The sequence below is a fragment of the Dyadobacter linearis genome (assembly GCF_907165045.1).
GTDB classification, from domain to species: Bacteria; Bacteroidota; Bacteroidia; order Cytophagales; family Spirosomataceae; genus Dyadobacter; species Dyadobacter linearis.
The window spans coordinates 146,575-169,407 of record NZ_CAJRAU010000009.1; the positions used below are offsets into that span (position 1 = coordinate 146,575).

Consider the following 22,833-nt stretch of genomic DNA (forward strand, 5'->3'; position numbering starts at 1 on the left):
AGCCCTTTTTAGTCACTAGCCGTCGGCTTAAGCCGACGGTAATTGATTGAATAAATTAGCGGCCTACGGCTTCGCTGTATCTTCTTGGGTCGTAGCCTTTTGCGAATAGGGGGTATTGGTCGAAAATGCGCCTTACTACGCTGCGGTAGTGGTTATTGGAGTTTTCTACGCCCTTGAATATCCCGGAAGCATAACCTCTCCACACCACCTGGTCGCTTTCTGCGTCGATGAGTGAAACGATCAGCGTGCCTTTGTCCAATGCATATTTAATTGGCTCGTAGCGGAAACCGTCATTTTCCGTATCTACCCAGTTTTTGATGACCGGCTGCATATAGCCCTGGTAACGAAGGTTGTCGTAGAAAATACCGTAATTAACAAGCAGCGTTGGTTTTTCGGCGGTAAGCTTGTAGCCTCTTACCTGCATCTGGCGGCGTATCGCCTCGTAAATTTCTGTACAAAGATTATTGGTATCCCGCTCGCATTCCAGAAACGTATAGGAAGAGTAGTCCTTGAAGTTGGTTTCGTAGCTGTAATCGTGCTCGACGAACACTTTCCGGCCGCTGGAACATCCGGCGATTATTATTACTAGAAGTAATGCAACATAAGTAAAGATAGACCTCAGCATAAGTATTTAATTTGTCAGGTTGTGAAAAAATATGTCTGTAATAGATTGATACACATCATTCTAACCAATAAACTTATACTCGAAGCTGGTAGATACTATCCCAAATAATAAGCTATTGATTTACGCATTTCAGAAGCAGTTACTACTAGATCAAACGCACATTGCCCCGCTCCTTTCAGCAATGAAAACCGTACTTCTTTTCCTCTGTTTTTCTTGTCCTGTTTCGTCAAACCGATGATTTCTTCAATATCCTGCGCACTGATTTTTACCTTTCCGTAGGTAGCAAAAATGAATTCTTCAATATCGGAAAGCGTGTCCTGCGTGATCATTTTTCGCTCAAAAGAAAGATAGCTTTCCATGATCATCCCGATTGCGATCGCTTCTCCGTGATATAATCTCTGATTGGCCGTTTTGTTGAGAAAACAAGTTTCAACTGCGTGCCCGAGTGTGTGTCCGAAATTCAAAATCTTACGTAATCCTTTCTCCGTAGGATCTTCTTCCACTACCTGCTGCTTGATCTTTACTGAATGCGCGATCAGGTCCTGCCAGTTTTGTCTCTCAAAATCCTTCTGCCTGATCTCGTCCCACTTGGCCGCATCGGCGATCAAACAATGCTTGATAATCTCAGCGAATCCCGAACGTATTTCTCTTTCAGGTAATGTATTCAAAAACTTAGGATCGATCAGGACGCTTTTAGGAATATTGAAAACACCTAAGTGGTTTTTAAAGCCCTGAAAGTCAACCCCTAACTTTCCTCCGACACTGGCATCGACTTGCGAAAGCAGGGTCGTCGGCACCTGTATAAAATCTATTCCACGCTTGTAAACCGCCGCACAAAAACCGCCCATATCTCCGATCACGCCGCCACCGATATTGATCACCAGCGCGTGCCGGTCAAGCTCTTCATTTGTCATTCCCTGCCAGATCTTTTCACAGGTCGCCAGGGTTTTATTCGCCTCGCCGCTCGGAACGGTTACTACGCTATGTTTGGGTAAAAATGCTTTTAGACTCGGGTAACAGTGTTTTTTGGTATTATTATCAGCTATTACAACCACTTTTGAGTAATTGGCAGAGCCTAAAAAATCCGGCAAGCTTTCGCTTATCGGTGCAATGGTAACTGACTGATTCATTCGAGATTGAATTGAGACAAGCTCACCACACATACGGTGAGCGCACCCAAATGGATGCGTCGATTTCCTGTTTTTAAAAATAATATGCTGGAAATCTCATTTAAATATATGAATTATAATGTTTAACAGACAATGAGGAAGGAATTGTGCTTGAAGAAAATTTTTACACAGTCCACAATTTTTTCCCAACTGTGCCACACGGCGATCGGTTTGCGTTTTATTTCGTAAAATTGCCATTCAATAAATTTTTGCGACCGATCTAATTTTTCTCAACGAATGAGTGCTGCGCTGATTTCAGGAATTCAACAAGTAGGAGTAGGTGTTCAAAATGTGCCGGATGCCTGGAAATGGTACCGAAAGGTGCTGGGTTTCGACGTACCTGTTTTTGACGAAAAAGCCGAAGCTCCCTTGATGACTCCTTACACAGGAGGCGAAGTGCACAAGCGCCACGCAGTACTGGCACTGAATATGGCCGGTGGGGGCGGATTGGAAATCTGGTCTTTCACGAGCAGAAAATCGCAGCCAGCTAACTTTAAAGTTGAGATAGGAGATCTGGGAATCAATGCAATACGGTTCAAAACGCCCGATGTGCATAAGGCGCATGCCTGGATAAAAGGTAATTCTGGTCAGGCAGTTGGGCCGGTTGTAGCTTTGCCGGAAGGTGAAGGTTTCTGGGGAACAGATCCTTATGGAAACATTTTTCAGATCACGACGGATAAAACGTGGTTTCAGAACACCGGAAAACCTGTCGGTGGCGTGGCTGGCGTGGTGGTAGGTGTTTCGGATATTGATCAGTCAGTCGTTTTTTACGAGAGCCTTTTGCAACCGCTGGAAGTCGTTTATGACGAAACGGGCGTGTTTGCCGATATTCCTTCCGCATTTCCGGGGCAGCGATTCAGGAGAATGTTACTGCGCAAAAACTTTACGCCCGAAGGTGCATTCAGCAGGCTTTTGGGAGATGTGCAGATTGAATTGATCCAGGCGCTCGACCGCACACCTAAAAACATTTTTGAGAACCGCTTCTGGGGCGACTGCGGATATATTCACTTATGTTTCGATACGCTGGATATGAATGCATTGAAAACCAAGCTGCAGTCGCAGGGTTATCCCTTTACAGTCGATAGCGAACAATCTTTTGGCATGGAAGCAGCGGCCGGCCGGTTTGCTTATCTTGAAGATCCCGACGGAACATTGATCGAACTGGTAGAAACCCATAAAGTGCCGCTACTTAAAAAGATCGGCTGGTTTATGGATTTACAGAAAAGAAAATCTCAAAAACCGCTGCCAGACTGGATGCTGAAAACGATGGGTTTTGGTCGGGTGAAAGATTGATCTACTACCTGTATTTACTTCCCACCCAGGCCAGCAGCGGCAATGCAACGAATAATGCCAGCCCTGCCTGCCAACCCGCGAATGCTCCCACGATTATTGCCATTATTGTGACGATTGCCGGATAGAGGTACATCAGCATTCCAAACAAAACGGAATCATAAAAAACCGACTTACCGGTAAGCTGGGCTGTTTTTTTCTTAAAAAATGAATAGAGCGGTGCATGAACGATTCGTCCGATCCAGCCTATTCCTTTCAATAAGATATTACTTCGATCGGGCGTCTTGCATTCGTTGAAATAGGCATTCAATATGTTTTTACGCTCCTGAACCGGCAATTCTGCAGGAATCGTCAAAATCACTTCGTTCATCCGTTTTTCCAGGATTTCATTGAATTCGCGCAGCCACTTTTCATATTCATTGGGGCTCATAACAATATCTGCCTGACTGATCGGGTTGCCGAATTTCAATGCAACGCGTTTTCCCGGACCACGGAAGTTCTCGTAGTTAACACCGGTTGGAATCACTTTCATTTCAGGCAATGCATCGTCGCCGAACCAGATTTTGTAGGCCATTCTCGCAGTACCTTTTCCGAGCGGACGCAAACGCCATTCATTTACACAAATACCCTCTGAAAATACGACTACTGCATCATTTTTCTTCAATGCATCGTGACTTTCCTGCGCAGTAACATCATGATTTTTAAGATATTGACGGCCTTCCGATCCTCTAAATACTGGAATCAGTTTGATCTGACGCAACCAGAAAGCAGCCGCAGGTTTTTTAAAAACATCGCCGCGTGTCAGCGTATGAATAGGATGCCTCAGCACAGAACCGATTACGACAGCGTCAAAAAACGAATCAGGGTGATTGGAAGCGATCATGATCGGACTTCCTTTGGGAACCCTGTCGAAATTAGAGACACAGAGCTTTTTGAGATAAATAGGCAGTGCCAGGCGAACCAGAAAACGGGAGAAGTAGAAAAACAAAATTGAAAAGGTAAGTTTCTGTAAAAATATGGGATTATTTTTTTATTTATCCTGTCTCGCAGCCGCAATCCGCGCAGTGAAGTTGCTACCTTTGAAACTGATTTTGAAATAACTAAAAAAAGCATCAACACGCTAAAAAGCGTAGGGAGAATAAAGCAATGCGTTTAAAAGATTATCCGGGAATTATCAGAAAGGCGTGGGCCGGATTTGACAATTCAATTGGGGTGAAGTTTGTTGAAGATATCAGTGCAATGGTATCTACGAACCATGTTTTCAGGGTGACGCTTGATAACGATGACAAGGTGATTGCCAAGCTTTCCTATTTTGGTAAATACGAGCATTTCAAGGAGGATCACCGGATTATTCAGGCGCTGTCCAATAATTTGCTCTACCCTTTTGAGAATTTGCTGGCCCGGTCGCTGGTCAAAAATAACCAGGTTTATACTTACCGGTACCAGGAGGATTTCGTCGATACCTGGGTTGTTTTTTACAACCCGATCCGCGCAGCAAACCGTCTTCCACGCAGATTAAATGAGGAGCAAATAGGTAAGCTGGGTGCAGAAACTGCAAGATTTCACCAGGCTTGCTTTCGCGCAAGCCGCTCAATACCAAAGTCTTCCAAGAACTTGCGGACAGATATTCAGCATTTGCTCGATATTCTGGAAACGGATACCGGCCAATACGAGCACCGCGGTTTTATCAATATCCTGAAAAAACAGTGTGATATTTTTATGAAAAATATCCAGCGGCTGAACGTGAGCGGATTTGATTTAATGCCCGTTTTCGTCGACTGGAATATTGGTAATTTCTCAGTGACCGACGATCTGAAATTCTACTCAAGATGGGACTACGACTGGTTCAGGGTTTCATCACGCGTAATGGACTTTTATTTTTTTAGCCGGGTTTGTTCCAATGTCGGCGACAGGACGGTTTTCAGTTATCTGATCGGCCCGCTTACGGAAGACCGCTTTATGATTTTTCTTCAGGAATATCACAAAATATACCCGCTTACAGAGCGGGAAGTACTGTTTATGAAGGAGGCTTACCGGTTTTTTATCCTTAATTATGTGATAAAATATGGTAAATACTTCTTTCACAGATCCTATTGCGCCAAGCTGCAAAAGGAAGCTTACGAACTTTATTTTCCGTCCATTGAAGGGTTCGATGCGGATATAATCCTTCGGAAACTGAATATTTAAGGTCTTTGACTCATTGCTTATTTCACTTCTTACTATGGTTCTCGATAATTTCAAGTCTGTTATTTCTAAATACGACGTCATTTTCTTCGATGCTTTCGGGGTTTTAAAAACATACAACGGACTGATTCCCGGGATAGAAAAAACATTCGACTATCTTAAAGAGCACGGAAAAGATTTCTATGTAGTTACCAACGACGCGTCGCGCAGCCCTGAGCAGCTCGCCGAATCCTACGTGAAAATGGGCATTGCCGATGTTACTGCCGACCGGATCATTTCATCGGGTATGCTGGCGCGGGAGTATCTGGATTACAAATTTCGCGAGGGCCTGGTAGCCTACGTCGGTACCGACAATTCGGCACATTATATTGAAACGCTGGGTCTGAAAACGATTTCTATCCGGGAAGTTAATCTGGACGAAGCACATAATATCAATGCACTCGTTTTTATGGATGATGAGGGTTTTGACTGGAATACAGATCTTACTAAAACGCTGAATTTGCTGCGCAAACGCAATATTCCGGTTATAGTTGCCAATACAGACAAAACTTATCCGGCATCCAAAAACAGGCTTTCCATTGCCGTCGGAGCATTGGCCAAAATGATTGAGGATACCATAGGCAGGCAGTTTATCCGATTCGGAAAGCCTGATCCTCAGATGTTTATTTTTGCGTATCAGCATATCAAAAATTACCCGAACGTCAGCAAAAGGAATATTCTGATGGTAGGAGATACGCTGCAGACTGACATTCTGGGAGGCAATAAATTTGGTCTGGACACTGCACTTGTACTCACGGGGAATACCCAGGCGGAGGATGCCGAGGTACGTATCAGGTCTACCGGCATTATCCCAACCTACATTTGTGTATCAGCGGTAGTCGAGTAGCCGCAGGATAACTCAGAACTTTCATACGGAAACTGATTCCATACTGCAAACTGTCTTTGCAGCTTTCAGCCTTGTCTGTTACCCCAGACGAGCGGGTTTTCCATTGAGAGTCTCGTCGATTTCCTGCTATTTTTGCCGGGAGACGAATTTCACTTTTATCCTAATTACACACACATGTTAGCGAAAACTTACGGAAGCGCCGTATTTGGCGTCGATGCGACCATTATCACGATTGAAGTGAATGTAGGTCAGGGACTAGGGTTTTTTATGGTGGGCCTGGCGGATAGCGCGGTGAAAGAAAGCCAGCAGCGGGTAGAAGCTTCCCTTAAATATTTCGGCTATAAAATGCCGCGGCAAAAGCTTGTGGTCAACCTTGCGCCTGCTGATATCCGCAAGGAAGGTTCCGCTTACGACCTGCCTATTGCGCTTTGCACGCTCTATACATCGGAGCAGCTTACTTGTGAGCGCAGCCTCGAAGACTACATTATCCTTGGAGAACTTTCCCTCGACGGAATTTTGCGCCCGATCAAAGGCGTGCTGCCTATTGCGATCGAAGCGCGGAAGCAGGGTTTTAAGGGGTTGATATTACCGGCCGAAAATGCGCACGAAGCTGCGATCGTCAATAATATCGACGTTATTCCGGTGGAAACGCTGCCGGATGCGATCGCTTTTTTCGAGGGAAAACTCAATATAGATCCGGTAAAAGTTGATACGCGGGATTTGTTCTTTGCTACACAAAATGAATATGATGCTGATTTCGAACATGTTCAGGGTCAGGAGAATATCAAGCGCGCACTCGAAATAGCAGCTGCGGGCGGGCATAATGCAATTATGATCGGTCCGCCGGGTTCAGGGAAAACAATGCTGGCGAAGCGGATTCCAGGTATTCTGCCTCCGCTAAGTCTGCCGGAAGCACTGGAAACCACCAAAATACATTCAGTAGCCGGCAAGCTCGGCAAGCGCGCGACGCTCGTTTCGCGGCGACCTTTCCGTGCACCGCACCATTCCATCAGCGACGTGGCGCTAGTGGGCGGCGGAAGTTACCCGCAGCCGGGCGAGATTTCGCTGGCGCATAATGGGGTGCTTTTTCTGGATGAGCTGCCGGAGTTCAAAAGGTCGGTGCTGGAAGTAATGCGACAGCCGCTGGAAGAGCGTAAGGTTACAATTTCGCGTGCAAAAATGGCGGTTGAATTTCCGGCAAACTTCATGCTCATCGCCAGTATGAACCCTTGTCCGTGCGGCTATTACAATCATCCCGAAAAGCAATGCGTTTGCGGCCCGGGCATGGTGCAAAAGTACCTGAACAAGATTAGCGGCCCGCTTCTGGACCGGATCGACCTGCACGTGGAAGTGACGCCCGTGTCCTTTGATCAAATCGCTTCTACGCGAAAATCGGAAAGCAGTGCCGAGATCCGCGAGCGCGTAATTAGTGCCAGGCAGAAGCAAACCGAACGTTTTAAAGATAAAAAAGAGATCTATTCCAATGCGATGATGACGCCGGAAATGGTGAAAGAAATCTGCGTAATTGAAGACGCCGGAAAAGCACTTTTACGCAAAGCAATGGAACGACTGGGTCTTTCTGCCCGGGCTTACGACCGCATATTAAAAGTGTCCCGCACCATCGCCGATCTCGCCGACAGTGACGATATCAAAGTAGAACACCTCGCCGAAGCGATCCAGTACCGGAGTCTGGATCGGGAAAATTGGGCGGGGTGAGTGATATAGCTTTTTTTAATAATCCTACAATTGTAATTGTAACACTATGAATAGCAGCATTATCTCGAGAATCTTGGAAAGCCCTGATGCCTACTTGATTGTGGATGCAGCTGAGCGAGCTTTGGAAAAAGAAAGAGAATTGCGTCTGAAATTTTTAGATGAAATTACTGACGATGATAGAGCTGAATTTATTAATGGCGAAATTATCAAGCACGCACCAGAATGTTTGAAACACAATCGCGTGAACGGCTTGGTGCTTCGTCTTTTAGGTTTGTGCGTTACGAAACAGCAAAATGGCGAGTTTGGATTTGGGAAATTGATGATATGTCTAACCCGCAATGCCTACCAGCCGGATTTTTGCTTTTTCAACAATGAAAAATCTAGCCAATTTACAGCCGATCAGACACTTTTCCCCGCGCCCAATTTTATAGCTGAGATAATCTCAATTTCTTCAGAGCAACGCGACAGAGGAGTAAAGTTTAGAGACTATCAAGCGCATCAGATAGAGGAATACTGGATCATCGACCCAGACTGTGAAAAGATTGACCAATATCATTTAAAGGGAGATGAATATGAATTGATTCTCAAATCCGGCAATGGAACCATTACGAGCTTTGCAATTGAAGGATTGCATATTCCAATTCGTTCTATTTTCGACGCGAATGAAAATTTAAAAACCCTGCAAGATTTAGGATACACTCAAAGTTCCTCTACACTTACCCCACCCAATTCCTGAAACAGCGTTTGCCAGTAATGCGTGACGTGGGGGTTGTTTTCTTTGGTGGATGCAGTGGGTTCGAAAGGCGAGACGATCGTCACCTGCGGCGAGCCGATTGCGTATTGATCCAATTTCTTGGTATCAGCTTTTGCATCAGCTTCGGCTTCTGAATCGTTCTTTGGTGGTTTGATATGAAAGTCTCTGCGATCAGCGCCTTTGACACTTTCTACCATATCACTGAAATAATAAACCTTTACCTCCGAGCCGCTTTCGCCAGCTTTTGCGATCACCGGCAGGCTCGCCCAAATATCCGTGGATTGATTCGAAGCGCCCGTATTCTGCTGATTCAATTTGGCGAGTAACTGTCTCAGGTAGATACCCTTTTCTTTTTGCAGCGAGAGTTGAAAAGCTGTTTCAATTCCCTCTCGGTCAGTCGCATTCACACCTTCCAGGTTGTCTTTTTCGGTTCTTACGGTTAGTGACAATGCTCTTGCTTTTGAAGTATTTTCGTGGATAAAATACACTTCCAGCTTATCGCCTTTATTCCGCATATTGGTTTCCACAATATCGGTCAGCGCCTGGCGATATTTGTCGTTTACATAGTTTTTATCAATATGCACGCTTTGCGTTTTATCCAGAAAAACCAGCGTATAGATCGGTGCGTCCGGTATCGCCTTGTCAGTTTCTTTTTCAGAGCCGCAGGAAACCAGAAAAGTGAGTAACGAAAGAAATGAGAGAGACTTGAAGAACTGATTCTGCTGAGGTTTCATGGGGCTTTTTTATTTTGGCTAAAACTAATCTGTTCATAAATAGCACACAACGGCAAACGGGAGCAACGGTTAAATATTTTACGCTAAAACAGAAAACCCTTCAAAACGTGTGCCTTGAAGGGTTTAATTTCTGTAAGCTTATGCTTGAATTCCTTATTTATGCTGATCCTGGATCATGGTAACCAGTTCTTCCGAGATACCAGTCGACGAGTAACCGCCGTCGTGATATAGGTTTTGCATGGTAACGTAGCGTGTCAGATCCGAGAACAATGTAATTGCATAATTTGCACAATCGTCGGCAGAAGCATTTCCAAGAGGGCTCATTTTATCGGCAAATTCGTAAAATGCGTCAAAACCAGCAATTCCTGAACCAGCTTTTGTCTTGGTAGGCGATTGCGAAATGGTATTTACGCGGACATTTTTAGACTTACCGTAACGGTAACCGTAGCTGCGCGCAATGCTTTCCAACAATGCTTTTGCCTCAGCCATATCATTATAAAAAGAGTACGTACGCTGAGCTGCAATGTAGGATAATGCCACAACCGATCCCCATTCGCTAAGAGCATCCTGCTTTTCAGCAACCTGCAAAAATTTATGCAAAGAAAGCGCGGAGATATCTAGGCCTTTCTGAAACCATTCGTAGTTCAGATCACCATATTCTTTGCCTTTTCTCACATTGAGCGACATACCGATCGAATGCAGGACAAAGTCAATTTTACCGCCCAGGATTTCGGTCGATTTCGAGAACAGATTTTCAATATCCTCAACAGAAGTGGCGTCGGCAGGAATGATTTCAGCATCGCATTGTTTGGCCAGATCATTGATCGCGCCCATACGCATAGCGATCGGAGCGTTTGTCAACGTGAATGTGGCGCCTTCTTCTTTTGCTTTCAGGGCTACTTTCCATGCGATAGAATTCTCGTCCAATGCCCCTGAAATAATTCCTCTTTTTCCTTTTAATAAACCGTAAGCCATGTTTTCCTTTTCTATTGATTAATTAGGATAAGTCCGTTTGAGGTGGTAAAGTAAATAATTTTTGACGGGTTTGCCAGAATTTAGTCTGCCCAACTCACAGCACTTTGCTGAGTTGTAGTTCCTGCTACCGGTTTCATCAGCAGCTTTTCCATAAAAAACTGGTCGGTAGCTTCATATACGCCTTTCACATCTTTCGATCGCAGTCTGGAAGCGATCACGTGATCGCCGCTTTCCGGAAATGCCTTTTCTACTTTCAGATTATCGGGTGTGCCCAGCTGCGGAAACATTTTCTGAATAGCCGCCACCGACACGACCTGATCCTGTTCTTTGTCATTTTTAAAATAATATCCTACAAAAACGGGCATTTTGATCCGCTCGTACACTTCGCGGCGCGAGATCACGTCCATCATTTGCTGCAAAGTGACGAGCCCATTGGAATTATAACCTTGCAGCCAGAACTGCGCGTGTTCAGGAATCGTGTCTTTGGAAGTATTATGTTCACCCATTACCTGGTTCAAAATCTGCTTTCCCCACGGCCCGGTGATCAGTTTCAGGCTCGGATTGGCTACTTCCATGCAAGGAGAATACAGAACCAGTCCTTTAATCTCAGGGTGAGTTGAAGCCAGATAAACCGATAACAGTCCGCCCGCCGAAGTGCCTATAACAATCACACTGTCACCCAGCGCTTTACCTATTGCCAGCGCCCTTTTTGCTCCGGCCAGAAAGTTATTTGGGGTAAGGTCGTCGAATGCATTGGGATCACTGATACCCGCGTCGTGCATGCGGGAGAGGTACAGGTTCGCTCCGTATTTTTTTGCAAGATCTTTATGTATCGGGTCGCCTTCCGCCCAGCTCGCCCCGAAACCGTGTATGTAAACAATGCTGTATGGCGTCTTTTCTTTCTTCGTACTATCTGCCCAGATAATGCGCGCTTCATTGTCATTTTTAAGCAGCGCAGTCCCTTTTTCAGACTGTATTATTTCCTGTTCAAGCTTTGCGAGGTCACTTGTTATGGTAGGTAAAACGGGAGTCAGGCGCGCGTCCGGCACCTTTGGCCCGGCATAATACGCGATTCCCAAAATGACAAAAATCACGATTAACGACACCAGAAGTTTTAACATTTTTTATGAGCTAAGAAGGTTTATCAATACTATCTTGCAAACATAATCTAATATCCTTTCTATGCCCAACCTGCTACTAGTTGAGGACGATGCAAACCTGGGATCGCTGCTTCAGGAATATCTTACCGATAAAGGCTTCCCTACCGATCTTGCTACTGATGGACAGAAAGGTTGGCAGAGTTTTGTCGACAAAGAATATGACCTGTGCATATTCGATGTGATGATGCCGAAAAAAGACGGTTTTTCTCTTGCAAAAGAAGTGAGAATGAGCGGGCGCGATGTTCCGATCATTTTTCTGACTGCAAAATCGATGAAGGAAGACACAATGCAGGGTTTTCGGGCCGGGGCGGACGATTATGTGACCAAGCCTTTTGACAGGGAAGAATTGCTGCTTCGCATTGAAGCGATTTTGCGGCGGTATAAGAAACAGCCTGATTCACAGGAAGCTACCAAAATCTTTATTGTTGGTCAATATACTTTCGATTACAGCCACCAGCAGCTGACTGCGAATGAGAAGTCTGCCAGACTGACCAGCAAAGAATCCGAGCTGCTCAAATTATTTTGCCAAAACCTTAATCAGCCGATCAGCCGCAGCTTCGCATTGAAAACCATCTGGGGCGACGATTCGTACTTTAATGCAAGAAGTATGGACGTTTACATCACCAAACTCCGCAAATACCTCCGCGAAGACCCGACTATTCAGATCATGAACCTGCATGGGGAGGGGTTTAAGTTGATGGTGGGGTGAAGGGGGGAGGAAGGGAGGATGGAGGAAAGGGAGGAGGGAGGAAAGGGGGCGGCCCGCGTAGGGAGGAAGGGAAGGGAGGATGGAAAATGGGGGAGGAAGTTTTTGGGTTTGGGAAACTGAAATTGTGGCGGGATGGTTTTTTATTTGCGTAAATATTCAAGTAGCTAATAAAAGCCGGCAGCCGAGTGCTGACGCCGAAAGCCCATCATGATCGATATATCTCGTCGCCCTAGACGCAATAGAAAGTCTGCAGGAATCAGGGAACTGGTTCAGGAAACAAATCTTCAGGTTTCCGATTTTATTTACCCGATGTTTGTCCAGGAAGGTACTCACCAGAAGATTGAGGTGAAATCAATGCCTGGTATTCACCGGTTTTCGCTCGACAATCTGCTTGAAGAACTGAAACAAGTAACTGATCTCGGCATTCGCGCGATCGATCTTTTCCCAAATTATCCTGAGAGTAAAAAAGACAGAACTGCTTCTGAAAGTTATAAGGAAGATACTTTTTACCTGAGAGCGATCACCGCAATCAAAGAACGTTTTCCGGAATTGGTAATCATGACGGACGTCGCGATGGATCCTTACAGCTCCGACGGTCACGATGGATTGGTGGAAAACGGGAAGATCGTTAACGACGCTACGCTGGAAATTCTGGCGAATATGTCGCTTGCTCAGGCGAAGGCTGGCGCTGATATCCTTGGTCCGAGCGATATGATGGACGGAAGAGTGGGTTACATTCGCCGCCACCTCGATTCGCATGGTTTTACGGACGTGAGTATCATGTCCTATTCTGCCAAATATGCGAGCGCATTTTACGGACCTTTCCGCGATGCGCTGGAATCTGCTCCTAAGTTTGGCGATAAAAAAACCTACCAGATGAACCCGGCGAATAAGCGGGAGGCACTACTGGAAGCGCAGCTGGACTTTGATGAAGGTGCTGATATGCTGATGGTTAAGCCTGCATTATCCTATTTGGATATTATCCGTTTGCTGGATGAAAACTTCGATATTCCTATTGCTGCCTACAACGTTTCCGGCGAATACGCGATGATCAAAGCCGCCGCCCAAAACGGCTGGCTGGACGGCGACCGCGCGATGATGGAAGTCCTCATGAGCATCCGCCGCGCAGGTGCAAAATGCATTCTGACGTATTTCGCTAAGGAAGCTGCGGTGATTTTAAATAGGTAGTGGGGTAGGAGACTGGCCTGATAAGTGGAAATCAAAGTTAATTGTTAAAACATTATATTTGTTTAAACAAAAGAAGACTATGCAACACACTTTTCAGGTCAGAACCTCAGAACTAGGAACTTCATTTATCAAATCGATTCGATCCGTTTTTGGTAACCGGGAAGTTAAGATAACAGTCGAAGATGTTACGGCGGCACAATGTACACCTGACCAATCTGAGATCGCGAGATTGCTGCAGCATCGCAAAGATCATCCCGCTGTAACAATCGAAGATACCAGAGATTTTAATAAAATAATAAATGATCAGGATCAATAGCTCGTGCGCTATTTTGATTCGGATGTGATCTTTAATTACGTTGTAATTCAGGATTATGCCAAGAACCAGCGAGCAAATCGCCTGATTCTTGATGCTATTAAAGATGCATGTTTTGTAATCTCCACATTGGTACTCCCGGAATTAGGTTATGTTCTCGCAAGATTCGATTTGGAGCCAAAACAGATTAAGATTGAACTTGAATTCCTTACTTCGTTGAATATTTGCACGATAAGTAAAAATGATTTGAATCGGGCTATCCAACTTTCTGAGACAATCGGTTTCAAACATATTAATGATTGTATCCATACCGCAGTTGCCGAAAACCTCAACTGCGAATCACTTTACACTTATAACAAGTCGGATTTCAAGAGGATACAGAAGTTAACTGATCTTGAAATTATTATCTTGTAGTTTATCAATCCAATACTCAATATTTAAGATGAAGAAAACCATTTACTTGCAGATACAATTGCTTCTACTGTTGTCGGGAGCGTATGTTTACGCCCAAAAGAAACCCCAGCAACTGCCCGAGTTTCAGACAAAAAAAACAGAAACAGAAGCGCATATGCGGTTTTTGGCGGCGGATGAATTGATGGGGCGGCGGACTGGGGAGATGGGGAACTTCGTGGCTGCGCGGTATGTGGCTGAGCAGTTCAGAAAGCTGGGATTGAGCCCGGTTACCGATTCTGCAGGTTTAAATACAACTTCTTATTTCCAACGGGTCCCTTTTGAGAAAATGGGAGCGTCTGCTGCGGGGGAAATTATTGCCGACGCTGAAATCATGAAAGCAGGTGAGGCGTGGCTGCTTATGAATGGAGGCGAGACGAACCTGAAAGCCCCCATTGTATATGCGAGTTTTGGTTTGGAAGATGCTGCAAAAAGCTGGGACGATTACAAGGGGCTCGATGTAAAAGGTAAGATCGTGCTCATCGAAAGTGGCACACCAGATCCGCAGACACCCTCTGAAATTATTGCGACCTCAATTGAAAAGCGCAAACTGGCTGCCGCAAAAGGGGCGATCGGAGTAATTGAGTTATTCAATGCGCCTGTACCCTGGAATATCGTGTTGCGATCTTTTGGCGGAGAAAAAATATCACTCGCAGAAAGCGGCAATGCAGCGTCACCCAGCATTCCGCACGCCTGGGTAAATGGAAAAGAGGCAAATTATGCACGCGCTTTACGTGCTGTAAAGGAAGTTGAGTTTAAAACGAGCGGCAGAAAAGCAAAATCGATCAATAGCTATAATGTGGCTGGATTGATACAAGGCTCCGACCCAAAACTGAAAGATGAATACATATTGCTGACCGCGCATTACGATCACGTAGGCGTGGGCAAGCAGGGCGGGCAGCCTTATACCGCCGAGGACAGCATTTTTAACGGGGCGAGAGATAATGCATTTGGTACAGTGGCGCTGCTTACTGCTGCCGAGGCTTTGTCCAAAAATCCTCCGAAACGTTCGGTACTGATCGTCGCATTGACGGGAGAAGAAGTAGGTTTGCTGGGTAGCAAGTATTACGCTGCGCACCCGCTGCTGCCTTTGAACAAATGCATTTTCAATCTCAATTCCGATGGGGCTGGTTATAATGATACCACCATCGTTGCGGTAATGGGCCTCGACCGGACAGGCGCACGCGCTGAAATTGAAACGGCCAGTAAGGCTTTCGGACTCGGTGTTTTCGCGGACCCTTCGCCGGAACAGGGGCTTTTTGACAGATCAGACAATGTAAGCTTTGCCAAAGAAGGTATTCCTGCGCCGACATTCACACCCGGTTTCAGGGAATTCAATGGCGATATTATGAAAAACTACCACCAGGTTTCGGATAATCCGGAAACGATCAATTTCAATTATCTTCTGAAATTCAGTCAGGCTTATACTTATACCGCGCGGCTGATCGCGGATAGGAAAGTGGCTCCACAATGGACTGCGGGTGATAAATATGAGCCGGCTGCCAAAAAGCTTTACGGTAAATAAAGGCTTTTTGTTACACTGAGCGCAGCCGAAGTGCATGCACTTCGGCTGCGCTCAGTGTAACAAAGTATTACTTCGCTCCCGGAGGACAGTTCTTCCTCAGGTAATCAGTAAACAAAGTTCTCAAATGTGCCGAAGTTCCAGCGCCTTCGCTAATGCTGTGCGAGCGGTTCGGGTAAGGCATGAATTGGAAAACCTTATTTGCTTTAATCAACTCATTAACAAGCATTTCTGCATTCTGATAATGCACATTATCGTCGCCGGTTCCGTGAATGTACAGAAGGTTACCACGAAGATTTTTCGCGTGTGTGATCGGCGATCCTTTTATAAAATCATCCCGGTTTTCCTGTGGAAGGCCCATGTAACGTTCCTGGTAAATATTGTCGTAAGTAAGCTGGTTACCCACCGCAGCGACCGAAATACCAGTTTTGAAATGATCCGGATATTGGAAAAGCAGGTTTAAAGTGGAAGAACCGCCGCCGCTCCATCCGTGAACAGCAACTCGCGAAGTATCGATAAAAGGATATTTTTTGAACATAGCAGTCGCGGCACCGTCCATATCCTTAATGTTGATCCTGCCTATATTCTTGTAAATCGCCTTTCTCCATTTTGCGCCTTTTGGCGAAGGGGTACCCCGGTTGTCCATAGACGCATAAATGTACCCGTCGTCGGCCATACTGCCATTATAAAGGCGGTTTCTACCCGTTCCGTACGAATCTTTCACGGTACTTCCCGCAGGTTCACCGTAAACTGTGAAGACGATCGGATACTTTTTCGAAGCGTCAAAATTGGTCGGCTTCACAAGCCACGCATCAATTTCAACACCTTCTTCCGTAGTTACCTTGAAGAATTCAATATCCAGTTTTGCAGCATTGATCTTGCTCGCAGACTGCGCTATGGAATTGTTAGGATCAATCGCAGTATGTTTTGGAAGCGATATCCACTCTGTAATTGGTGCAGTTTTGGCATTTGAAAAACGGTGCATTGCGAATTTGGCCGCAGGGGAAATTTCGTAATTATGCGATCCTACCTGATCAGCCGGCGTCACCCGCACTGGTTTGCCTTTTCCATCGAGTGTGGTTTTATACAAATAACTCTGCGTCGCATTGTCGGGAGAAGCCATGAAATAATAGGCATTGCTTTTCTCATCGATACGCACAGGATTGATCATATCGAAGTTTCCGGTGGTGATCAGCGTTTCTTTCTTACCATCGCGGCTCACGCGGTAAGTGTGTCGCCAGCCGTCTTTTTCACTTACCCACAAAAATTCTTTACCTCCATTCAGCCAGTCCCAGCCCATCGGATCATTTTCCCACCGGCTTTTGATATCGATCCAGGCTTCGTCTTTTTCAGTATAAAATGGTTTTGCGCTGCCGTCAGTTGTATTGATATACATCAATGTGCTCTCGTTCTGTTTGCGGTTCAGCTGTTGAATCACCAACTCGTTAGGCATGCCCGACCATTCCATTCTTGGCACATAGGTATTTTGCGGGTCGCCGGGGATATTCATCCATTTCGTTTCTGCACTGGCAATCGCGACTACGCCGATTTTATAAGGAGAGGGCGTTTCGCCTACTTTTGGGTATTCGACAGGAACATTAAATGAATAGATAGAATCCGTCGTATTGATCATTAAAAAGTTGCGGATCTTGCGCGCGTCGAGCTGCCAGTAAGCGATCGATTTGCTATCGTCACTCCACCGGAATCCATCGCGGCAATCGAATTCTTCTTCGTAAACCCAGTCAAAAGTACCATTGATCACGCGATCCGTACCGTCTTTGGTCAGCTGCTTTACTTCGCCGCTTTGCAGGTCTTCGGCGTACACATTATGCTTGCTGACATAACCTACCTGCTTTCCGTCAGGAGAAAATTTAGCGAACATCAGCGAAGAGGCCGGCAAACCTTTTCCAAGCTGTTTCAAAGTCTTGGTATTTGTGTCAAAAACCCAGTAATCTCCGCGGGTTTCGTATCTCCACACCCTTTTGGAGTTGGTATAAATCAAAAACTTGTCGCCGGCTTTGCTGACCGTGTAGCTCTTGATTGCCAATGCATTACTTCCCTGCGGAGTTAGCTGTGCACGTGATACGAGGACTTTTGGCGTATTGGCAGGCAAGGCAACCTCCACGATTTCATCATCGCTCACATCGCGGTAACCGCTTCCATCCGGAAGCCACTGAAAAGTATCGGGGATTTGTGCAAAGACTTGTAGGGAGATAATGGTCAGCGCCAAAATCCGGATAGCGTTCTTCATATTTTACTTAAAATTGGTACGACAACTATTGTAATGCAATGTTAACATTTTCTTTAATCTTTTCCTTCCGTACCGTTGTCGCTGAGTTTCTTCACCCGCCTTTGTTTTTTCAGCGCTTCGCTGAGCAGGTATTCGATCTGTCCGTTTAAACTACGAAAATCCTGCTGTGCCCAAACTTCAAGTTCTTTGAGCATATCAGGATTTATTCGTAGTACAAATGCCTTTTTTTCTGACATATCAGGGATACAGGGTACCAGCGTTCAAAATGGGAGTGGCTGCTTTTTCACCACATAATACTACCAATAAATTGCTTACCATCGCCGCTTTACGCTCTTCATCCAGCTCCACGATGTTTTTTTCTGAAAGCATTGCCAGTGCCATATCCACCATTCCCACTGCTCCGTTCACGATCTGGCGACGGGCGGCTACCACCGCAGAAGCCTGCTGTCTTTGCAACATTGCGCCGGCAATTTCTGGCGCATAAGCCAGGTGGCTGATCCGTGCTTCCAATACTTCAACTCCGGCGCGGCTCAAACGCTCCGTCAGTTCGCCTTCCAGCATTTCGTTGATCTTCCCGCTTCCATCACGGAGCGTCACTTCGTGCACGGCGATATCGTCGTCTTCCATACTATCATAAGCATAAATACCAGCCAGGTGCCGCACTGCCGCCTCCGATTGGATTTCCACATATTTCACATAATCATCGACCTCGAAGCAAGCTTTTACCGTGTCGCTGATCCGCCAAACTACAACGGCTGCAATTTCAATAGGGTTTCCGAGCTTGTCATTTACCTTCAATTTCTGACCGTTAAGGTTACGTGCGCGCAGACTGATCTTTTTCTTTTTAAATAATGGATTAATCCAACGGAGGCCGTTTTGCTTGACAGTTCCCTGATAATCTCCGAAAAAAGTGGCTACAACCGCTTCGTTCGGATTAACAACAGTGAAGCCTACCAGCAGGAAAAAGCCGGGAATGAAGAATATGGCGCCCGGTATCGGATTGTCGAAAGAGCTGGACAGGCCAACGCCGATAAATATCAGCAATAGACCCAGACCAAGCATTCCTGCGCCTGAATTGGAAGCTAGTGGTTTTTCATTCATAAGGATTGAGGTTGATATTAAAATGATATCACAATATCATCAAAAAATTTTTATTCTTCTTGTCTTTTTGGTATAAAAAAATCCCAAAGCCCTTGAAAGGCTTTGGGATAGGATAAGTGGTTTTTGTCTTTACATGGTCTGGAAGTTGATCGGCATATTATACCGCACACGCACGGGCTTGCCGCGCAGCACACCCGGCTCCCAGCTTCCATTCATTTTTTTAACCACCCGAAGCGCTTCTTCATCCAGCCCGGATCCGGCACTTTTCTCTACCTTATATTCACAAAGACTTCCATCCTCGCACACTACAAACGAAAGCTGCACTCTTCCACTCGCTCCCCGGCGGGAAGCTTCGACGGGATATCTGATGTTGCTGGCAAGAAAACGATACATTTCATTGAGCCCGCCTTTGAACTGCGGATTGACCTGCGCCTGTGTGTACTCTTTCTTTTCTCCATTGTAAAATGAAGTGCCGTTTTGCAGTACTCCTACTTCATATTCTTCTGTATAATGCAAAGTGCTGTCGGCCAATTTGCCCGTCCATTTCCCATTTTTAACGCCTGAGATCACCTTTCCTTCTTCTGTCAACCAGTTTCCATCATGAGATTTGCTGGTCGCTTTCCAATATCCGTCGCCATCCTTTACGACCTGCTTACCGTCTGTATTCCATGCATTTACGTAAAAGATCTGTTCGGATTCGTTCTGTTTGCCTGCAATAGTTTCAACAACTGATCTGATCTGCCCATTGTCGTACCACCGGATCTCGGTTTTCAGGCTGTCGGAATAGAGCTTCATTTCACGTACCATTCCGTTCAGGTCATAGAGTTTTTGCATGGCGGTTTTATTATTTGCCCCATATTCGGTGTATTCCAGCAGGCGACCGTTTTGTTGAAAAGTAGCTTCTGATGCGTGGCTCGTCATATTCTTGTCCCGAGCCGACAGTGAATAAGCCTGTACCGAATCCACGCCCAGGTAGTCGGATTTGAACCAGACGTTATTTTTCGCAAATGCAACCGTACCCACCGGTTTCCAGTTATTACCTTTTTTTTCCTCGTATTTCACATCACCTGCCACATAGCCGTTTCGGTCAATAGGCAGCGTGGTGCGGTATTCAGCTTTTGCGGGATCCTTTAACGGCACATATTTGTGATCATAATACTCCACAACGGCGCCGCTGGTACTATCATAGTTACTTCTCGGAGGGGACTTGAACTGAATTGGGTAGGAAACCGATTGTCTTACCGGCTCGCCTTTGACCAACGCGGGTTTCCACGCGCGAAACAATTTCGCAACCCGAAGTGCTTCCTGATCACAAAGCGAATCGATGCCGCGGACTAATTCCAGATTTGTCATCGTGCCGTCGGGCTCTACTATGCCTTTTATAAATATGCGCTTATTCAAACCTTTCGCAGCACTTTGAAAGGGAAGTTGAAGATTCGCGTCGATAAATTGATTGAAATACGCTACTCCGCCGGCAGGTTCAGCGCCTTTTTCTACTTCGTGCGGCAGGTGGATCTTTTGCCCGAAAGCTTGAAGCGAGCAGAGGAAAAGAAGGGTAAATATTGATTTCATAGCCTGATAAGTGATTCCTGGAATATAAATATGCGCTCTTTTTTATTAATTAACCCATGGTGACGATAAGAAAAGTTTTAAGTGTTTTTGTAGAAGTAATTTTTTATTCAAAGTTAACTTACTGATAACCTGACAGTAATATCCAGGTAATATAAAATGTGAAAATTTGTATCATGGGAGATACAACTCACTTTCGGACTATCATCATTTCGGACCTGCATTTGGGCGCGGGCGGATCCAAAGCGGAAGAGGTAACCAGCTTTTTGAAAAGCTATACCTGCAAAAAGCTTATCCTGAATGGCGACATCATCGACGCCTGGCAGCTCAAAAAATATGGGGTCTGGAAAAAGAAGCACACGATGTTTTTCAAACGGGTGCTCAAAATGATCGAAGAACACAAAACGAAGGTGATTTATATTAGGGGAAACCACGACGATTTCCTCGATCAGATCATTCCGCTCAGGCTGGGAAAGCACTTCCAGATTCGTAAGGATTATATTCTCAATTCGGGTACCCAACGCTTTTACGTCACGCACGGGGACGTTTTCGACTCTATTACTACACATTTGAAATGGCTGGCATATCTGGGCGATATGGGCTATACTTTTTTGCTTTGGGTAAATAAATTTTACAACAGATACCGGGAGTGGCGTGGGCTTTCTTACTATTCTTTGTCTCAAAAAATAAAGCAATCTGTAAAGTTGGCCGTGAATTATATGACCGATTTTGAAGAAAAATTAACAGAACTGGCTCGTTCCAGAAGCTGCGACGGCGTGATTTGCGGGCATATCCACCACCCGGCAATCCGCGAGATCGACGGCATTATGTACATGAATTCAGGCGATTGGGTGGAAACGCTGAGCGCTTTGGTAGAAGATTTCGATGGTAACTGGAGTCTGTTGTATTATGATCAGCAGGCGATTGCTCAGAAGCCGGTTAAAGCGGCGAAGGTTGCAGACAATTTTTCTGTAGTCGAAAAACAGGTAGCATTTACCGGGTTTTTGACAGGAAGAAATCAACGCTATCTATAATATGAAGATCCTTTTCATGGTCCAGGGAGAAGGCCGCGGGCATTTGACCCAGGCGATTTCTTTGGGGCAGCTCTTGCGGCAGGCGGGCCACGAAATTGTCGGTGCGATGGTCGGTACTTCTCCCGGGCGGCAGATACCGGCCTTTTTTAATGAAGCGATCTGTACAAATGTCCTGCATTTCGATGCTCCGAATATCATTTACAATGCGCAGGGCGGCGGCATGAATCTGCAACGCACGATTTACACACACCTTACCAATTTACCCAAATACCTGAAAAGCCTCCGCCAGATCAACGAGGCTGTAACACAGATCAAGCCCGATCTTATTGTCAGCTTTTATGATACTTTTGGAGGTTTGTACAACCTGATCTACCGCTCTGGCATTCCGATGGTTTGCATTGCGCACCAGTATCTTTTGCTTCATCCCAGATTTGTTTTTCCTGAAAAAAGCAGGCTGAACCGGTTTCTTATCAACCTTAATTCCAGATCAACGTCGTGGCTTGCCAGCAAACGCCTGGCATTATCATTCCGCGAAATTCCTTCACGAACTGACCTGAAACTGACCGTCGTACCGCCGCTATTACGTGAGGAAATAGCCCGGCTCGTTCCTCGGAATGGAGATTATCTGCTCGTATATATGACCCACCACAGTCTGAGTGAGCAGATCATAGCGTGGCATTTGCAGCACCCCGAAGTGAAGCTGCATTGTTTTTGGGACAACCTGGATGCTGCTGAGGAATTTGCCTACGATGAAACGCTGACTTTCCACCGGATCAATAGCGAAAAGTACCTGAATATGCTGGCGGGCTGCCGGGGATTGGTCACGACAGCCGGGTTTGAATCGGTTTGCGAGGCGATGTACCTCGGTAAGCCGGTGATGATGGTGCCGGTACCCAACCATTTTGAGCAGGAGTGCAATGCGATCGACGGCGTGATTTCGGGTGCAGGTGTTACTTCAAGAACCTTTGATCTCTCAGTTCTTCTGGAATATTTACCAAAACACCTGAATCAATCTGCCCGATTCCGCTCCTGGTATCACCGGGGTAATGCATTGTTTCTGGAGGAAATTGAATCGTTTGCGGGCAAGCTGGTAGGTAAAGTGGGTTATCCAAAAACAAAATCGTCCGACAGCAAAGCCCTCGGACGATAACGCACCCCGAAAATACCAGCAGAGCCGGCATTTTTTATCTTTGATATTTTGAA

The 22,833-nt window shown here is 45.7% G+C and carries 21 protein-coding genes; 11 read left to right on the top strand and 10 right to left on the bottom strand.

Features of this window, described 5'->3' with window-relative positions; genetic code table 11:
* Positions 1-55: 55 nt before the first annotated feature.
* Positions 56-631, bottom strand: a complete 576-nt coding sequence (locus KOD92_RS24075) for a DUF4136 domain-containing protein (RefSeq protein WP_215236226.1) — start codon at positions 629-631, stop codon at positions 56-58.
* Between the two features lie 89 nt (positions 632-720).
* Positions 721-1,755, bottom strand: a complete 1,035-nt coding sequence (gene aroB / locus KOD92_RS24080; RefSeq protein ID WP_215236173.1) for a 3-dehydroquinate synthase — start codon at positions 1,753-1,755, stop codon at positions 721-723.
* A gap of 276 nt (positions 1,756-2,031) precedes the next feature.
* Here aroB and KOD92_RS24085 point away from each other — a divergent pair, with 276 nt between their 5' ends.
* Positions 2,032-3,087 carry a VOC family protein gene (locus KOD92_RS24085; RefSeq protein ID WP_215236174.1) on the top strand — a complete coding sequence of 352 codons (1,056 nt, stop codon included), beginning with the start codon at positions 2,032-2,034 and terminating at the stop codon, positions 3,085-3,087.
* A 4-nt stretch (positions 3,088-3,091) separates the two neighbouring features.
* Here KOD92_RS24085 and KOD92_RS24090 read toward each other — a convergent pair whose 3' ends face one another.
* Positions 3,092-4,072 carry a 1-acyl-sn-glycerol-3-phosphate acyltransferase gene (locus KOD92_RS24090; protein WP_215236175.1) on the bottom strand — a complete coding sequence of 327 codons (981 nt, stop codon included), beginning with the start codon at positions 4,070-4,072 and terminating at the stop codon, positions 3,092-3,094.
* 158 nt (positions 4,073-4,230) lie between these two features.
* Here KOD92_RS24090 and KOD92_RS24095 point away from each other — a divergent pair, with 158 nt between their 5' ends.
* The 4 genes from KOD92_RS24095 to KOD92_RS24110 all read left to right on the top strand — a co-directional run bounded on the left by KOD92_RS24095 (position 4,231) and on the right by KOD92_RS24110 (position 8,606).
* On the top strand, positions 4,231-5,271 hold the full coding sequence (locus KOD92_RS24095) for an aminoglycoside phosphotransferase/kinase family protein (protein WP_215236176.1): 1,041 nt from the start codon (positions 4,231-4,233) through the stop codon (positions 5,269-5,271).
* Between the two features lie 34 nt (positions 5,272-5,305).
* Positions 5,306-6,154, top strand: a complete 849-nt coding sequence (locus tag KOD92_RS24100) for a TIGR01459 family HAD-type hydrolase (RefSeq protein ID WP_215236177.1) — start codon at positions 5,306-5,308, stop codon at positions 6,152-6,154.
* Positions 6,155-6,328: 174 nt separating this feature from the next.
* Positions 6,329-7,870 carry a YifB family Mg chelatase-like AAA ATPase gene (locus KOD92_RS24105; RefSeq protein ID WP_215236178.1) on the top strand — a complete coding sequence of 514 codons (1,542 nt, stop codon included), beginning with the start codon at positions 6,329-6,331 and terminating at the stop codon, positions 7,868-7,870.
* A 46-nt stretch (positions 7,871-7,916) separates the two neighbouring features.
* On the top strand, positions 7,917-8,606 hold the full coding sequence (locus tag KOD92_RS24110) for a Uma2 family endonuclease (RefSeq protein WP_215236179.1): 690 nt from the start codon (positions 7,917-7,919) through the stop codon (positions 8,604-8,606).
* Here KOD92_RS24110 and KOD92_RS24115 read toward each other — a convergent pair.
* From KOD92_RS24115 to KOD92_RS24125, 3 genes are all read right to left on the bottom strand, one after another.
* Positions 8,570-9,358 carry a hypothetical protein gene (locus KOD92_RS24115; protein WP_215236180.1) on the bottom strand — a complete coding sequence of 263 codons (789 nt, stop codon included), beginning with the start codon at positions 9,356-9,358 and terminating at the stop codon, positions 8,570-8,572. The two genes, KOD92_RS24110 and KOD92_RS24115, sit on opposite strands and share 37 nt — an antisense overlap.
* Positions 9,359-9,511: 153 nt before the next feature.
* The gene (locus KOD92_RS24120; protein ID WP_215236181.1) at positions 9,512-10,333 is read right to left on the bottom strand and encodes an enoyl-ACP reductase FabI; all 822 of its coding nucleotides are present in this window, start codon (positions 10,331-10,333) and stop codon (positions 9,512-9,514) included.
* A gap of 80 nt (positions 10,334-10,413) precedes the next feature.
* Positions 10,414-11,454 (bottom strand): alpha/beta hydrolase, encoded by a 1,041-nt coding sequence (locus tag KOD92_RS24125; protein ID WP_215236182.1) that lies wholly within the window; start codon positions 11,452-11,454, stop codon positions 10,414-10,416.
* Positions 11,455-11,515: 61 nt separating this feature from the next.
* Here KOD92_RS24125 and KOD92_RS24130 point away from each other — a divergent pair, with 61 nt between their 5' ends.
* From KOD92_RS24130 to KOD92_RS24145, 4 genes are all read left to right on the top strand, one after another.
* Complete coding sequence (locus tag KOD92_RS24130) at positions 11,516-12,202, top strand: response regulator transcription factor (protein ID WP_215236183.1); 687 nt, start codon at positions 11,516-11,518, stop codon at positions 12,200-12,202.
* A gap of 207 nt (positions 12,203-12,409) precedes the next feature.
* Positions 12,410-13,390, top strand: coding sequence for a porphobilinogen synthase (gene hemB / locus KOD92_RS24135; protein WP_215236184.1), 981 nt, complete (start codon positions 12,410-12,412; stop codon positions 13,388-13,390).
* A gap of 340 nt (positions 13,391-13,730) precedes the next feature.
* On the top strand, positions 13,731-14,117 hold the full coding sequence (locus tag KOD92_RS27760) for a type II toxin-antitoxin system VapC family toxin (protein ID WP_406566176.1): 387 nt from the start codon (positions 13,731-13,733) through the stop codon (positions 14,115-14,117).
* A gap of 28 nt (positions 14,118-14,145) precedes the next feature.
* Complete coding sequence (locus KOD92_RS24145; RefSeq protein WP_215236186.1) at positions 14,146-15,678, top strand: M28 family peptidase; 1,533 nt, start codon at positions 14,146-14,148, stop codon at positions 15,676-15,678.
* A 67-nt stretch (positions 15,679-15,745) separates the two neighbouring features.
* Here KOD92_RS24145 and KOD92_RS24150 read toward each other — a convergent pair whose 3' ends face one another.
* The 4 genes from KOD92_RS24150 to KOD92_RS24165 form a co-directional block, all read right to left on the bottom strand.
* The gene (locus KOD92_RS24150; RefSeq protein WP_215236187.1) at positions 15,746-17,926 is read right to left on the bottom strand and encodes a S9 family peptidase; all 2,181 of its coding nucleotides are present in this window, start codon (positions 17,924-17,926) and stop codon (positions 15,746-15,748) included.
* Positions 17,927-17,979: 53 nt separating this feature from the next.
* Positions 17,980-18,162, bottom strand: a complete 183-nt coding sequence (locus KOD92_RS24155; RefSeq protein WP_215236188.1) for an Arc family DNA-binding protein — start codon at positions 18,160-18,162, stop codon at positions 17,980-17,982.
* 1 nt (position 18,163) lies between these two features.
* Entirely contained in the window at positions 18,164-19,027 is an 864-nt protein-coding gene (locus KOD92_RS24160) for an SPFH domain-containing protein (RefSeq protein WP_215236189.1), read from the bottom strand.
* 129 nt (positions 19,028-19,156) lie between these two features.
* Positions 19,157-20,599 carry an energy transducer TonB gene (locus KOD92_RS24165; protein WP_215236190.1) on the bottom strand — a complete coding sequence of 481 codons (1,443 nt, stop codon included), beginning with the start codon at positions 20,597-20,599 and terminating at the stop codon, positions 19,157-19,159.
* 173 nt (positions 20,600-20,772) lie between these two features.
* Here KOD92_RS24165 and KOD92_RS24170 point away from each other — a divergent pair, with 173 nt between their 5' ends.
* Complete coding sequence (locus KOD92_RS24170) at positions 20,773-21,630, top strand: UDP-2,3-diacylglucosamine diphosphatase (protein ID WP_215236191.1); 858 nt, start codon at positions 20,773-20,775, stop codon at positions 21,628-21,630.
* A gap of 1 nt (position 21,631) precedes the next feature.
* Positions 21,632-22,780 carry a glycosyltransferase family protein gene (locus KOD92_RS24175; protein WP_215236192.1) on the top strand — a complete coding sequence of 383 codons (1,149 nt, stop codon included), beginning with the start codon at positions 21,632-21,634 and terminating at the stop codon, positions 22,778-22,780.
* Positions 22,781-22,833 lie beyond the last annotated feature (53 nt).